Source organism: Streptomyces sp. NPDC005784, assembly GCF_042871525.1.
In the GTDB taxonomy this organism is placed as follows: domain Bacteria; phylum Actinomycetota; class Actinomycetes; order Streptomycetales; family Streptomycetaceae; genus Streptomyces.
In genome coordinates this window covers 1-13222 of the sequence record NZ_JBIAIQ010000044.1, presented here as the reverse complement: position 1 = coordinate 13222, position 13222 = coordinate 1, and the positions used below count along the sequence as shown (strand labels likewise).

Genomic DNA, 13222 nt, shown 5'->3' with positions numbered 1-13222 from the left:
TTCCTACCGTAGCGAGGGATCAGGCCTTCGAGGAATGGGAGAGCGACGTGCGTATCGGAATTCTGGGCACCGGTGTGATGGCCTCGGCACTGGCGGAGGCGTGGACGCGACACGGTCATCACGTCCTCGTCGGAGGCCGTTCACAGGACAGGGCTCGGGCGATCGCCGAGCGGCTCGGCGACGCGGTCGAGGCGGTCGGCCCCATGGAGGTGGCCAGGGCGAGCGATGCCGTGGTCGTGGCAGTGGCATGGGAGGGGCTCGACCACGTGCTCGCACTCGCCGAGGCCGGCGAGGGGTCGTTGGCGGGCAAGGCCGTGATCGACTGCACCAACGCAGTCGAGTACACCTCCGGCCTGCTCAAGCCGCCCACCGGGTCGGCGGTGCAGCACATCGCGGAGCGAGCCGTGGGCAGCCACGTGGTCAAGGCGTTGCACCTGTTCGCGGGGATGAGCTGGCTGGCGCCCACACCGACGGGGCAACCGAAGCGGACCGTGGCGATGTGCGGCGACGACACGGCGTCGCTCGGCATCGCCGCCGAGCTGATCCGCGACCTCGGTGGCGTACCCGCCGTCATAGGCGGACTGGAGCACGCCCGGCAGCTTGAAGACGTGGCGGGTTTCGTCATGCGGCTGGTCGCGGCGGGCCACAACCCCGTCACCGCCGTGCCCGCCGTCGACCGGTCACAGGACTGACGACGTCGCTCATCGCATGCGCTGCGGAACGACCAGCACTCACACCCCGGCAGCACCCGTCCGAGGCCATGCAGTGCCGTCACGATCTCTGACGGATTCGGGCCGGACCGAGGCACTCGTCCCAGTCCGGATACGAGACCGGTGCCCCGGGTGCAGGACCGGTGCCCGTCCGGACAGCGTAGGCAGATCGTGGTCGCCGCCCCCGGCCTCTGGTCGCCGGCCCCGGCCGCCGGGCCTCCGGCCACGGGGCTCCACGCCGTGTCCCGGGCTCCACACCGTGTCCGGGGCTCCACGCGGTCGTCGGCCCCGGTCACGGGGGCGGAGCCCCGTCCCGCATGGTCAGACCCGCCCGGTGGTGCGACGCTGGAGGGCAGAGGTATCCGTGGGGCAACCCGGGAGGGCCGATGGGACGCGATGTTCCGGCGCTGGTCTTCACCCGCGAGGACCGTCGCCGGTACCGGATCAAGATGCAGGAATGTCTCGATGCCTTCGCGCAGATGCTGCGCGAGTCACGGTTCGACGCGGAGCGGCCTCAGGTGGGCCTGGAGATCGAGCTGAACCTGACCGATGCCGAGGCCGAGCCGACGATGCGGAGCGCCGACGTGCTCGACGCGATCGCGGATCCCGCCTGGGACAGCGAGCTGGGCCGGTTCAACCTGGAGATCAACATTCCGCCCCGGCGGCTGACCGCGGGCGGCCCCGACGCCTGGGAGGAGGAGATCCGCGCGGCGCTGAACCACGCGGACGAGCGCGCCCGGACGGTCGGCGTCCATCTGATCATGATCGGCATCCTGCCCACCCTGCGGGAGTCGGACGTCGGCCCGAAAGCCCTGTCGGAGAACGCCCGCTACCAGCTGATCAACGAGCAGGTCTTCGCGGCGCGCGGCGAGGATCTGCTCATCGAGGTGGACGGAGTCGACCGGCTGCGGACGTACGCGGACACCATCACGCCGGAGGCCGCGTGCACGAGCACGCAGTTCCATCTCCAGGTGTCGCCGGAGGAGTTCGCCGACTACTGGAACGCCGCGCAGTCGATCGCCGGAGTCCAGGTCGCGCTGGCGGCCAACTCGCCCTTCCTGTTCGGCAAGGAGCTGGCGCACGAGACCCGCATCCCGCTCTTCGAGCAGGCGACGGACACCCGCCCGCTGGAGATCAAGGCGCAGGGAGTACGGCCCCGGGTCTGGTTCGGGGAGCGGTGGATCACCAGCGTCTTCGATCTCTTCGAGGAGAACCTCCGGTACTTCCCGGCGCTGCTGCCTCTGTGCGAGGACCAGGACCCCACACAGACGCTGGACCGCGGAGACACACCGGACCTGTCCGAACTCACACTGCACAACGGCACGATCTACCGATGGAACCGTCCGGTCTACGCCGTCGCCCAGGGCAGACCGCACCTGAGAGTGGAGAACCGCGTGCTGCCCGCGGGCCCGACGGTCGCGGACACCCTCGCCAACGGCGCCTTCTACTACGGTCTCACCCGCGCCCTGGTGGACGAGGACCGGCCGGTGTGGTCACGGATGTCCTTCTCGGCCGCCGAGGACAACCTGCACGCCGCGGCACGGCACGGCATCGACGCCCGGCTGTACTGGCCCGGGGTCGGTGAGGTGCCGGCGCCCGAACTCGTCCTGCGACGGCTGCTGCCGCTGGCGCACGAGGGCCTGGAGCGCTCGGGCATGGACGCGGCCTGGCGGGAACCGCTGCTCGGCATCATCGAGCAGCGGTGCGTCACCGCGCGCAACGGCGCGGTCTGGCAGAAGGAGATGCTGCACCATTTCGAGGCGTCGGAGCACTGCGGCCGTCACGAGGCCCTGCGGCGCATGACGCGGCAGTACATCGACTACATGCACCTGAACGCGCCGGTCCACACGTGGCCGGTGGACTGACGAAAGCCCGCCACGTGCCTGCGCTCCACCACCGCGCCCGACTGACCCGCCTGACCCGTCAACTCACCGAGTACAACAGCCCTGCCGCAGGACGAACGCGGGGCCAACGGCCCTACAGGCTCAGCGTATTGCCGTCTCGGCCATGGTCTCGCGCACGATCCGCACCGCGCGTTCCGTGTCGGCGCGCGTCACGTCCAGGTGGAACACGAAGCGCAACTGGCCGGGGTATCCCCCACACAGCAGGCCCCGGCGCGCCAGTCGGTCGCTCACCTCGTCGGTATCGAGGCCGGGAGCGGACCTCGCGAAGACCATGTTGGTCCCGCTGGGCTCGACGGTCAGGCCCTCCACGTCCTTCAGTCCCTCGGCGAAGAGGGCAGCGTGCGCATGGTCGTCCGCGAGCCGCCCCACGTGGTGGTCGAGCGCGTAGAGCGCCGCGGCCGCCAGCACGCCGGCCTGGCGCATTCCGCCACCCAGGACCTTGCGCCAGCGCCGCGCTTCGGCCACGAACTCACCCGATCCCACGAGCGCCGAGCCGACCGGCGAGCCCAGGCCCTTGCTGAAGCAGACGGAGACACTGTCGAAGTGGCCCGCGATCGCCCGTGCCTGCTCGTACGGGTCGCCCCCGCCGGCTACCGCCGCGTTGAACAGCCGCGCCCCGTCAAGGTGCGTGGCGAGTCCGTGGTCGCGGGCGACCTGTGTGGCGGTCTTCAGGTAGTCCATTGACACGACCCGGCCACCGATGGTGTTTTCCAGGCAGAGCAACCGCGTGCGCGCGAAGTGCGAGTCGTCCGGTTTCACGGCCGCCGCGATGTCCAGTGGGTCCATCGTCCCGTCCGCCCGATGCGGCAGCGGCTGGGGCTGAATGCCGCCGAGCACGGCGGCGCCACCGCCCTCCCACCGGTACATGTGGGCCATCTGGCCGGCGATGTACTCGTCCCCGCGGCCGCAGTGGGTCAGCAGAGCACACAGATTGCTCTGCGTCCCCGAGGAGACGAACAGCGCGGACTCGAATCCGAGCAGCCCGGCGATCCGCTCCTGCAGCGCGTTGACGGTGGGATCATCACCGAAGACGTCGTCACCCACCTCGGCCTCGGCCATCGCCCGGCGCATCGCCTCGCCGGGCCGGGTGACGGTGTCGCTGCGCAGATCGATGAGGTGACCGGGCCCCTCGTGGGCGGCATCGGTCACGTTGCGGGAGACGTCGACGGCGTCGGTGTCACGGGCGGCATCAGTGGTCGGCACACGCACACTCTGCCACGCCAGGAGCGGCTTCGACCGTCAGGGTGGCCGAGGCCACCCTGACGATCCGAAGGTCTCTACGTGGCTAGGCCGTACCGCCCCACTGCGGGGTCGGCTTGCCCGGGTCCGTGGCGGTGACGGGTTTCCCGCCGGCCCAGTTCCTGTAGGTGATGGTGAAGGTGTCGACGGGCTTTTCTCCCGCGTAGCCGTCCGTGCGGGTGACCGGGATGTTCAGTGTCAACGACGTCGGCAGGTGGCGGGAGTCGGTGGCCAGGGTGAAGGTTGCCGTTCCGGACGGGGAGGCCTTGAGGTACGGGCGGTAGAACGCTCCCACCGTCGGATCGGCGGCCAGGTCGCTCAGCGTGGCGGTGCCGCGGAGAGTTGGTCCGCTGCCCCGCTGCATCTTCTCCGTGAACCCCGAGGCCTTCGCGATGAGGGCCGACAGGTCCGCGGGTTGCGCGAGCCACTGGGCTTCCAGAGCGTTGCGGACGGAGAGGTCGGTGACCGTGCCGGTGACGGGCACGGGGACGACTTTGGTGGCCCCGTAGGCTCCGGCGCCCTTGGTAACCGGTGTGTTGTCCGGGGTGACGTACGCGCTCCGGCCGACCAGCACGATGTCCGGCGGAGTCCAGGTGTGGCCCTCGCCGTAGTCGTACAGCACATGTGTCGCGGCTCTGACCGGCTTTCGGGTCATGTCGAGCCGGCCCTGTCCGACGAAGAAGTTCGGGTCGCCCGGGGGCCTGGCGTTGATGTCGAAGGCGACCAGCCCCTGCTTGAGCATCGCGGAGGTGACAGCGGATGCCGCCGCGGCCCGCTGGTCCGGAGCGGTGTTCGGCGCCGCGCCCCCGTTCAGAGCGCGGAGGGCGAGCAGGGCGAGCAGGGCCGTCACAGCGACGGCCGCTCCGGTGCCGACGGCTCGCCGCCGGATCGTCCTGCCCTTCCCTGGCGCCGGCGGTCGGCCGTCCGGAGGTCCGGGTGGCGGGGGCGGCTCCTGAGGTGAACGGGTGAGTACGCCGGTGGAGTTGGAGACTTCTTGGATGGCCAGCTCGACGCGCTCGCGGAAGGCGGCGGCCAGGATGACCGGAATGGCGACCGGGGCGGCCTGCCAGACGAGCCGTTGCTGAGTGGTGCGGCACACGGCACAGTTGCCGCAGGTCCGGCAGGTGCTGTAGTGCTCGACCACGCGCTCGGCCAGGGCCGCTGTGTAGCCGGGGCCGTTCTGCCGCTCATGGTCCGCGAGCAGCTCACTGAGCGCTGCACACCGGGTTCCGCCGTCCCGGACGAGCAGCAGGACGTGGAACCGCTTGGCCACCAGTTTGTCGAGCTTGGTGCACGCCTTGCTGACGGCGTTGGGGTCCTCGCCCTTGCGGGCCGCGATCTCCCGTCCCGTCAGCCCTCCGAGGTTCCGCAGTCGATAGAGGTCCCGCTGGTCGTCATCGAGGCTCTCGAACACCGTTCCCAGGAGCCGGTGGACCCGTTCGAGGCGGATCAGGTCATGGCCCGCCTCGACGACGCGTTCGCGTTCCTTCAGCTCTTCGACCGCGCCGTCGGCCATACCTGGGCGCTCCTTGCGGCCTCGCGACCAGTACTTCAGCACCCGGCGCCGGGCGACCTCGACCAGCCAGGCCTCGAGTTGGTACGGCGGTCCCAGCGAGGTGTACTGGTCGAAGTAACGGAAGGCGTCGACGAACGTGTCCTGCACGATGTCCGGCGCGTCGTCGGCGTTCACCCGGCCGGCGACGAATCGCAGGACGACGGGGCGGTGGCGCTCCGCGATCACGGCATAGACGTCGGCCCGGGCGGCAGGGTCCGGGTACCGCGCGAGCAGGCGCAGCAGTTCCTCGTCCGTCTCGTCGGCCAGTGTGTGACTGGAAGCCCGCTCATTCATCCGACGCCCCCGTGAGCTGCGGAAACGGCGGTCGGAGAAAGCCTGTTGAAGAAACTTGCTCGGGACGCGGGAAAAATCCGCCGGACCCGGCCTGACCCTCCGTACGGCCCCGAGCCCGAGGAGGCACCCATGTTCCGTACAGGAGGGCGTTCCACGCCCGGTCGTCCCGTCGTCGCCGGTGGGTGGTCCCGATGAGTGCCTTTTCCCGTGCGCTGGCGGTGTCAGCGGGAACGCCGCTCGCGATTCTGGGTGTCCGGCACGGCTGGCGTGGCCTCGTGCTCGCCGCCCTGGTGACGATCGTGGCAGGCCTCGGCCGCCAGGTCGTGGGAGCCGTGTCCCGCCGGACGCTCGCACCCGCACAGCGCCAGCAGCGCTGGCTGCTCAAACACGGCCACGTCGCAGGGCAGTTGACCGCGCGGCAGCTGGTCGAACTGACGCAGGCCACGCATGCGGCGGAGCTGTCCGCGCGTGCTGAAACAGCGCCCCCGTCCGCGATTCCGCCATCCGCACCCCGCACGGACACGACGGCCCCGTGACGGCAGTGCCCCCCAGTCCCCATACGCCCTCCCCCGCCCGGGTTCCCACCCGGCGTCCCATGCTAGAGAGGACCACCTCATACCAGGGCTACTTCGACGAATCGCCCCGTGGAGACGTCTGGCTCTGGCATCGTCCGGCATCTCACCTCGCGCGAACGATCCGTGGCCGGCTTGCCGCCACCAGTGCGAGGCGCCCGACCGTGCGACCCGGCGCCCCGGTCGAGCCACATCAGGACGCGGGGGCGGCCGACCGGGACCGGGGCGGTGTCGGCGGCCCGGCACATTCTGGGTTCAACTGCCCTCCAGGCCGCTGCCGCTGACCGCCCGGCAGATGGACCGGCACACCGGTTCGGACCCGGTGCAGGCGCCGGTACCGGCGCCGCCGCGGGCCGTGGACCGGCCGGACCATCCCACCACCCGCGAACCGTCAGGCCGTCAGGCCGTCAGGCCGTCAGGCCGTCAGGCCGTCAGGCCGTCAGGCCGTCAGGCCGTCAGGCCGCCAGGCCGCCAGGCCGCCAGGCCGCCAGGCCGCCAGGCCGCCAGGCCGCCAGGCCGTCAGGCCGTCAGGCCGCCAGGCCGCCAGGCCGCCAGGCCGTCAGGCCGTCAGGCCGCCAGGCCGCCATCCACCGTCGCAGCAAGGCCTCGCCCCGCACCAGTTGGACTCGAACCCCGTGGTCGAACGCATACGCACGAACGGACGACCACGGACTCCGGCCCCTTGCGACGTGTGTCGCAAGAGGCCGGATGTTCGTAGCGGGAGCGGGATTTGAACCACGCGACCTCTGGGTTATGAGCCCAGCGAGCTACCGAGCTGCTCCACCCCGCGTCGGTGAACCCAGCCTACGTCATCAAGGCGGATCGGCCCCGGGAATTAAGGGACGCGGGAGCACGATGTCCGGTGACCTGGAAGAACCCCACTTCGTCTGCGGCGGCGCGGAGTTCGGCCAGAATCGCGGCGGCCGGTGAACCAGTCGGACGTGCTGCCTTCTCTATATTTCCTATCGATTTACTAGGAAAGTATTGACCGTCCGTCCAACGGATGCGCAGGATGATGTACATGGCCCATACGCAGCAACGACTCGTTCGTCGTCGGCATGTCGACTTTGGTCACGTCGCCAGCGCCGCCTGTTGTCGCGTATAGGGCACGCGGCACCCACGTCGCACTCCCCGGCGGACGCCACCTCCGCCTCGTGGACGGCGCAGCGCGGAGTGACACCACGCCGCGGAATACAGCTCCGCACCCCCTCGCCGGCCACCCAGTGCTCGTCCGCGAAGGCACCGATCCCACCCGGCTCTTCGGCAAGGACGTGACACGGCCGGCGATCCGACCGGTCGCCCGCACGGGCTCACCTCCCGTGCGGTACACGCGAGACGGCGCCGTCCGCACCGGGTCGTCACCGCACGGGGTCGGGGCTGCGAGTACATGCCGGACCAGCCGGCGAGCCCCAATACCGCGCCTCGCCACCACCTTGAGGAGACCACCACCATGGGCGTTGCCACCGCGCCGTCCGGACCCACCCCGGAATCAGACCGGGCCGGACCCGACCGCGCGCACTGGCTGCGCGCGGCCCGCGAAACGGCGGACGACCTGGCCACGGACGCGGTAGCCAGGGAGCAGGCGGGCAAGACCCCCTTCGACGAGGTGTCCCGGCTGCGCGAGGCGGGACTGCTGACGCTCCTCGTACCGGCCGAGGCCGGGGGAGGTGGCGCGGACTGGTCCACGGCCTACGCCGTCGTCCGGGAGATCGCCGCCGCGGACGGTGCGATCGGTCAACTGCTGGGCTGTCACTACTTCCTGTCGTGGAGCGCCCAATTCTTCACCGGGCCCGCACGCGCCGTTCAGCTCGGGCGGCAGACCGCGGCGGAGCAGTTGGCCTGGGGTGGTGGTTTCGCCCGCCAGGAAGCACCTCTGAGGCTGGCCCGGAAAGGCAGTGGCTATGTACTGGACGGCCGGCAGAGCTACGCCACCGGGGTCCTGGTCGCCGACCGCCTCGCCGTGCGCGCCGAGCGGGCCGACACCGGCGAACCCTTCGCCGTTCTCGTCGATCCCGCCCATCCCCGCGTGAAGATCGACGGCGACGCCGACACCTTCGGCCAGCGGCTCGCGGCCGGCGGCAGCGTGGAGTTCGACGCCGTACGGGTCTCCGCCGACAACGTACTCGGCTCCCTGTCCGCGGACGAGGATGTCCTGTCACCCTTGACCGCCTTCGCATCGCCGGTCGGACGCCTTCTCTCCGTCCAGCTCCTTCTCGGCATCGCCGAGGGAGTGCTCGCCGAAGTCCGCGAGTGCAGCAGGTCGGGCCACTCGCTCTGGCATCCCGCCTGGCCGGTGGGCTCTCCCCAGGACCCGCGGATGCTCACCCTCTACGGAGAACTCACCGTCCTCGCCCGCTCCGCCGCAGCACTCAGCGAGCAGGCAGTGCGAGCCGTGCACGGCGGGCTGGCACGCGGCGAAGACCTGACCTACGACGAGTACGCGGAGATCGCCGTCCTCGTCGCCATGGCCGAAGCCGCCGCCTCCCGGGCTGCGCAGGAGTCCACCACACGTGCCCTCGACATCATCGGCGTCCGCTCCACGTCCTCGCGGTTGGGCTTCGACCGCTTCTGGCGCAATGCGCGAACCCTCGCCCTGTACGAGCCCGTCGCCCACCGACTCCGGGACGTCGGGGACTACTTCCTCAACGGCGCGCACCCTCCGTTCGTCCTGCCCGGCTGACCGGGAGACCGTGGAGCGGCGGATCAGCGACAAGGCGCGCACGCTCCACATGTGACCGCGCGCCCGGGCGGCGGCAACTCGCGGCCGACCGGGCGCCCGAGCGGTGGCGTCGCCCATGCGCCGGCGCCGAGGTGGGGCCGCCGAGACAGTCGCGGTCGGCGACCATCCCCCGGCCGGTGCCGACCCTCCACGCAGCCCCGTCGTCGATAGCGGCGACGCCGACCGCTGCACGCCTGCGGCCGCCCGGGCACCTGGGCCGTCGGGCAGGGACAGGGACCGGTGCTCTCCGCCCGACGGACCGCCCGCGATGGAAACCGACCGAAGCCGTACGGGATAATGCACACATGCGGATTTCAGCCAGGGCGGACTATGCGGTACGTGCCGCGCTGCAGCTCGCCGCGTCACGGGATGACGTGCCATTGAAGGCCGAGGCAATCGCCGACGCCCAGGACATCCCGCACAAATTCCTCGAAGGCATCCTGAACGACATGCGCCGGGGCGGTCTCGTGCTCAGCCAGCGCGGCGGCAACGGTGGCTACCGCCTGGCCACGCCCGCCGAGTCCATCAGCATCGCCGACGTCATACGCACCGTGGACGGACCACTCGTCTCGGTGCGCGGGGTGCGTCCCCCGGACCTTTCCTACACCGGCCCGGCGCAGTCCTTGCTCCCCCTGTGGATCGCTCTGCGGTCCAACGTGCGCGAGATCCTCGAGGGCGTCTCGCTCGCCGACGTCGCGTCGGCCCAACTGCCTCCCGAGGTCTCCGCGTTGACCACCACCCCGGACGCCTGGGCAAACCCCTGACACCGCGCGCCCACAGCCGACCTCACAGGGCGAGCTCTTGCGGGTGGAACCGGTTGGCCGGCACCGCCAGCCCGTAGTGCTCGCGCAGCGTGGTGCCCTCGTACTCCTCACGGAACAGGCCCTTGCCGCGAAGGATCGGCAGGACGTGCTCGATGAAGCTCTCCAGGCCGGACGGCAGGGCCGGCGCCATGATGTTGAACCCGTCCGCGGCACCGCCCTCGAACCAGGTGATGATCGCGTCCGCCACCTGTTCGGGCGTGCCGATGAACTCGAAGTGGCCACGGCCGCCGCCGAGCCGCGAAATGATCTGGCGGACCGTCAGATTCTCGCGCACGGCGAGTTCGATGATCAGGTCGGAGCGGCTCTGCGAGCCCTCCAGCTTCGGTCTCGCGAGAACGAAGTCCGGCAGCCGCTCGTCGAGTTCGAACACCGACGGCTCGGTCTCGAAGACGGCGGCCAGCTGACGCAGCCCGTACTCCGGGACGCGCAGGTCGTCGAACTCCTTGGCCAGCGCCCGGGCCTCCGCCTCGGTCGACCCGATGTACGGGACGATTCCCGGCAGCACGATCACGCCGTCCGGATCACGCCCCGCGGCCCTGGTCCTGGACTTGATGTCGGCGTAGAAGCCGGCCGCGCGCTCGTACGTCTGGTGGGCGGTGAAGATCGCCTCGGCGTGATGTGCCGCGAAGTCCTTGCCGTCCTCGGAGGAGCCGGCCTGCACGAGCAGGGGGTGACCCTGCGGCGGACGCTCGACGTTGAGCGGACCGGCCACCGAGAAGTGCTTGCCCCGGTGGTCGAGCCTGTGGAGCCGGGCGGGGTCGGCGTAGCGGCCCGTGGTCCTGTCGGCGACGACGGCCTCGGACTCCCAGCTGTCCCACAGTGCCTTGGCAATGTGCAGGAACTCGTCGGCCCTGGCGTACCGCTCGGCGTGGTCCGGACGGTCGACGAGGCCGAAGTTGGCCGCCTCGTCGGCGCCCGCCGAGGTGACGATGTTCCAGCCGGCCCGGCCGCCGCTGACGTGGTCGACCGACGCGAGGCGGCGGGCGAGGTTGTAGGGCTCGTTGTACGTCGACGACACGGTCGCGATGAGTCCGATCCGGCTGGTCGCCTGCGACAGCGCGGTCAGCAGGGTGAGTGGCTCGAGCTGGCCCGGCGGCCGGAACTCACCCGTGCCGGTGATCGCCGGGCCGTCCGCGAGGAACAGTGAGTCGAACTTGGCGCTCTCCGCCAGTTGAGCCAGTTCGATCCAGTGCCGCAGGTCGAAGTCCGCTCGCGGGTTGCTGTGCGGGAGTCGCCATGCCGCCTCGTGGTGTCCCGCCTCCATGAGGAAGGCGTTGAGGTGGAGCCGACGTCTTTTCTGGTCGCTCACAACTGCTCTCCAGTCCGTTCGTGGTGCGCTGAATCAGCCGACCGACAGCTTCGAGCTGTCGTATCCGGTCGGCAGGGGGTTGTCGGTGATCGACGAGACGTCGACCTTCTTGGTGATCTGGCCCGCCTCCAGGAAGGCGTCGGCGAGCTTCTGCTCCGCCTCGATGTCCGCCTTCGCCACCGGGGTCACCCGGGTCTCGAAGGCCTTCAGGGACACCTTGGCGTCGTCCAGGGGGATGCCCTCCTCCTTGGAGATCGCCTCCGCGTACTTGTCCTCGTGCTTGATCGCCCAGGCAAACTCGTGGGCGAGGCGCTGCAGGACATCGGTGAGAGCCGCCCGCTTGGTCTTGTCGCTCAGCGAACTCTCACTCGCGACGTAGTAACTGCTCGTCTGGTCGATCGGCGGGAGACCCTTCGCCAGGATCCGCGCGCCGTTCTTGACCGCGATCGCCGACTGCGGGTTCCAGATCGACCAGGCGTCCACCTTGCCCGTGTTGAACGCCGTGGCGCCGGCCGCCGGGTCGAGGAAGGCCAGCTTCACGTCCTTGGGGGTGAGGCCCACGCTCTTCAACGCGTTCAGTGCCAGACCGTGAGCCGAACTGCCCTGCGGCACAGCGATCTTCTTGCCCTTGAGGTCCGCGAGCGTCTTCAGCGTCGAGCCCTTCGGCACGATGATGTTCTCGTTCGCCTGGGTGGGCCTGAGGGAACGGTTGACGGCGACGACCTTGAAGCCGTATTCCTTCGCGGCGCCGGTGATCGGTGGTACGTCCCCGACGCTGCCCAGGTCGATGTCACCCGACGCGGCCGCCTGCACGAGCGGCGGGCCGTAGGTGAAGCGGGCGAACTTCACCTTGTAGGACGCGTTGTCGAACACGCCGGTGATCTTCGCCAGTTCCTGGCTGCCGTCACCACCGTTGTCACCGATGGTGAAGGTGTACTTCGCCCACTCGGGATGGCTGCCGGCGCCCGATCCGCTGGGGCTGCTCAGGGGCGCGGCGGCCTCCGACGTCGATGCGCAGGAGACGAGGGTGCTCCCCAGGGCGAGCAGGCCTATGGCGGCGACGATGCGGGAGCTCTTTCTGGACATGGTTTCTCACGTGCTTTCTGTGCTGGGGCGGGAGAAGTCAGTAGGTGTGCTGGGAGAAGTCGGTTGTGTGGAGAGGGAATTCATTGGTGCGGCGGGCGAAATCAGTGGTGTGGCACGAGAGTTCAGTAGTGCGACGGGTAAAGCAGTGGTGTGGCCAGGCGAAGTCATTGGTGTGGCGGGAGAGTTCAGTGCTGGTTGGCCAGGCCGAGGTCTTCCAGGAGCGCGGAGCGCAGCTCCTCGCGCGCGATGCTCGCCTCGCGGTCCGCGGCCGACAGTTCGACACGGTGCGAGGTGCCGATGCGTCCGTTGCTCATGACGACGACGCGGTCGGCCAGCGCGATCGCCTCGTCGACGTCGTGGGTGACGAGCAGCATGGCCGCGTGGTGCTTGCTCCGCAGCGCCCGCACGAGATCGTGCATGCGCAGCCGCGTGATCGCGTCGAGCGCCGCGAACGGTTCGTCGAGCAGCACGAGTTCGGGCTCCGAGACCAGTGCCCGCGCCAGTGACACCCGTTGGGCCTCGCCGCCGGAGAGCTCCTTGGGCCATGCCCTCTCGCGGCCCGAGAGTCCGACCTCGGCGAGTACGTCGAGGGCCCGCTGGTCGGCGTCCGGTCCGTGCAGGCCGAGGGTGACATTGCGCAGCACCCGCTGCCACGGCAGCAGACGGTCGGCCTGGAACACGATCGCGCGCTTCGCCGGGACCTCCACCCGCCCGCCGTCGGGCCGATCAAGACCGGCCAGCAACCTGAGGAGGGTGCTCTTGCCGCAGCCGGAGGGGCCCAGCAGGACCACCAGCTCCTCGTCGGCGATGGTGAGGTCCAGCCGGTCGAGGACGACCCGGTCCCCGAACCGGCGGACTACGTTCTCGACGACGGCGCCCGTCTGCCGACGGGGTCGTGTGCCGTGGGGAGAAACCGTGGTGCTCATTAGAGGACCATCCCTTCTGCAGCCCTCACGAGTAGGGTTGTGACCTCTCGGTCCCGGTGGGTGCATGGCCTGTAGTGCGTGCCG

Annotated in this window: 10 protein-coding genes and 1 tRNA gene; 5 read left to right on the top strand and 6 right to left on the bottom strand. The window is 70.1% G+C overall.

What is annotated here, in order from left to right:
* The first annotated feature begins 47 nt into the window (after positions 1-47).
* On the top strand, positions 48-692 hold the full coding sequence (locus ACFYR3_RS39075; RefSeq protein ID WP_355854393.1) for an NAD(P)-binding domain-containing protein: 645 nt from the start codon (positions 48-50) through the stop codon (positions 690-692).
* A 404-nt stretch (positions 693-1096) separates the two neighbouring features.
* Positions 1097-2575, top strand: a complete 1479-nt coding sequence (locus ACFYR3_RS39070) for a glutamate--cysteine ligase (RefSeq protein WP_356785298.1) — start codon at positions 1097-1099, stop codon at positions 2573-2575.
* Positions 2576-2695: 120 nt separating this feature from the next.
* On the opposite strand, the gene ltaE is transcribed toward ACFYR3_RS39070, so the two are convergent.
* Together ltaE and ACFYR3_RS39060 are read right to left on the bottom strand one after the other, a co-directional pair.
* Complete coding sequence (gene ltaE, locus ACFYR3_RS39065; protein WP_389286819.1) at positions 2696-3817, bottom strand: low-specificity L-threonine aldolase; 1122 nt, start codon at positions 3815-3817, stop codon at positions 2696-2698.
* 82 nt (positions 3818-3899) lie between these two features.
* Positions 3900-5702 (bottom strand): RNA polymerase sigma factor, encoded by a 1803-nt coding sequence (locus tag ACFYR3_RS39060; RefSeq protein WP_389286817.1) that lies wholly within the window; start codon positions 5700-5702, stop codon positions 3900-3902.
* Between the two features lie 191 nt (positions 5703-5893).
* Here ACFYR3_RS39060 and ACFYR3_RS39055 point away from each other — a divergent pair, with 191 nt between their 5' ends.
* The gene (locus ACFYR3_RS39055) at positions 5894-6238 is read left to right on the top strand and encodes a hypothetical protein (protein ID WP_355854405.1); all 345 of its coding nucleotides are present in this window, start codon (positions 5894-5896) and stop codon (positions 6236-6238) included.
* 751 nt (positions 6239-6989) lie between these two features.
* Here ACFYR3_RS39055 and ACFYR3_RS39050 read toward each other — a convergent pair.
* Positions 6990-7064 (bottom strand) — tRNA-Met (locus ACFYR3_RS39050).
* A gap of 660 nt (positions 7065-7724) precedes the next feature.
* Between ACFYR3_RS39050 and ACFYR3_RS39045 the strand changes: the two genes are divergently transcribed.
* Entirely contained in the window at positions 7725-8954 is a 1230-nt protein-coding gene (locus ACFYR3_RS39045; protein ID WP_389286815.1) for an acyl-CoA dehydrogenase family protein, read from the top strand.
* A 344-nt stretch (positions 8955-9298) separates the two neighbouring features.
* Complete coding sequence (locus ACFYR3_RS39040) at positions 9299-9757, top strand: RrF2 family transcriptional regulator (protein ID WP_389286813.1); 459 nt, start codon at positions 9299-9301, stop codon at positions 9755-9757.
* 22 nt (positions 9758-9779) lie between these two features.
* Here ACFYR3_RS39040 and ACFYR3_RS39035 read toward each other — a convergent pair whose 3' ends face one another.
* The 3 genes from ACFYR3_RS39035 to ACFYR3_RS39025 all read right to left on the bottom strand — a co-directional run bounded on the left by ACFYR3_RS39035 (position 9780) and on the right by ACFYR3_RS39025 (position 13138).
* The gene (locus ACFYR3_RS39035) at positions 9780-11126 is read right to left on the bottom strand and encodes an LLM class flavin-dependent oxidoreductase (RefSeq protein WP_389286811.1); all 1347 of its coding nucleotides are present in this window, start codon (positions 11124-11126) and stop codon (positions 9780-9782) included.
* A 33-nt stretch (positions 11127-11159) separates the two neighbouring features.
* Entirely contained in the window at positions 11160-12212 is a 1053-nt protein-coding gene (locus tag ACFYR3_RS39030; RefSeq protein WP_355858778.1) for an aliphatic sulfonate ABC transporter substrate-binding protein, read from the bottom strand.
* Positions 12213-12397: 185 nt separating this feature from the next.
* A complete protein-coding gene (locus tag ACFYR3_RS39025) occupies positions 12398-13138 on the bottom strand; it encodes an ABC transporter ATP-binding protein (RefSeq protein ID WP_355858781.1) in 741 nt (246 codons plus the stop codon).
* Positions 13139-13222 lie beyond the last annotated feature (84 nt).

Bases quoted from the DNA above. Each gene is read 5' to 3' on its own strand.
- ACFYR3_RS39040 (WP_389286813.1), top strand. From the start codon at position 9,299: ATGCGGATTTCAGCCAGGGCGGACTATGCGGTACGTGCCGCGCTGCAG.
- ACFYR3_RS39045 (WP_389286815.1), top strand. From the start codon at position 7,725: ATGGGCGTTGCCACCGCGCCGTCCGGACCCACCCCGGAATCAGACCGG.
- ACFYR3_RS39060 (WP_389286817.1), bottom strand. From the start codon at position 5,702: ATGAATGAGCGGGCTTCCAGTCACACACTGGCCGACGAGACGGACGAG.
- ACFYR3_RS39055 (WP_355854405.1), top strand. From the start codon at position 5,894: ATGAGTGCCTTTTCCCGTGCGCTGGCGGTGTCAGCGGGAACGCCGCTC.
- ACFYR3_RS39030 (WP_355858778.1), bottom strand. From the start codon at position 12,212: ATGTCCAGAAAGAGCTCCCGCATCGTCGCCGCCATAGGCCTGCTCGCC.
- ACFYR3_RS39070 (WP_356785298.1), top strand. From the start codon at position 1,097: ATGGGACGCGATGTTCCGGCGCTGGTCTTCACCCGCGAGGACCGTCGC.
- ACFYR3_RS39025 (WP_355858781.1), bottom strand. From the start codon at position 13,138: ATGAGCACCACGGTTTCTCCCCACGGCACACGACCCCGTCGGCAGACG.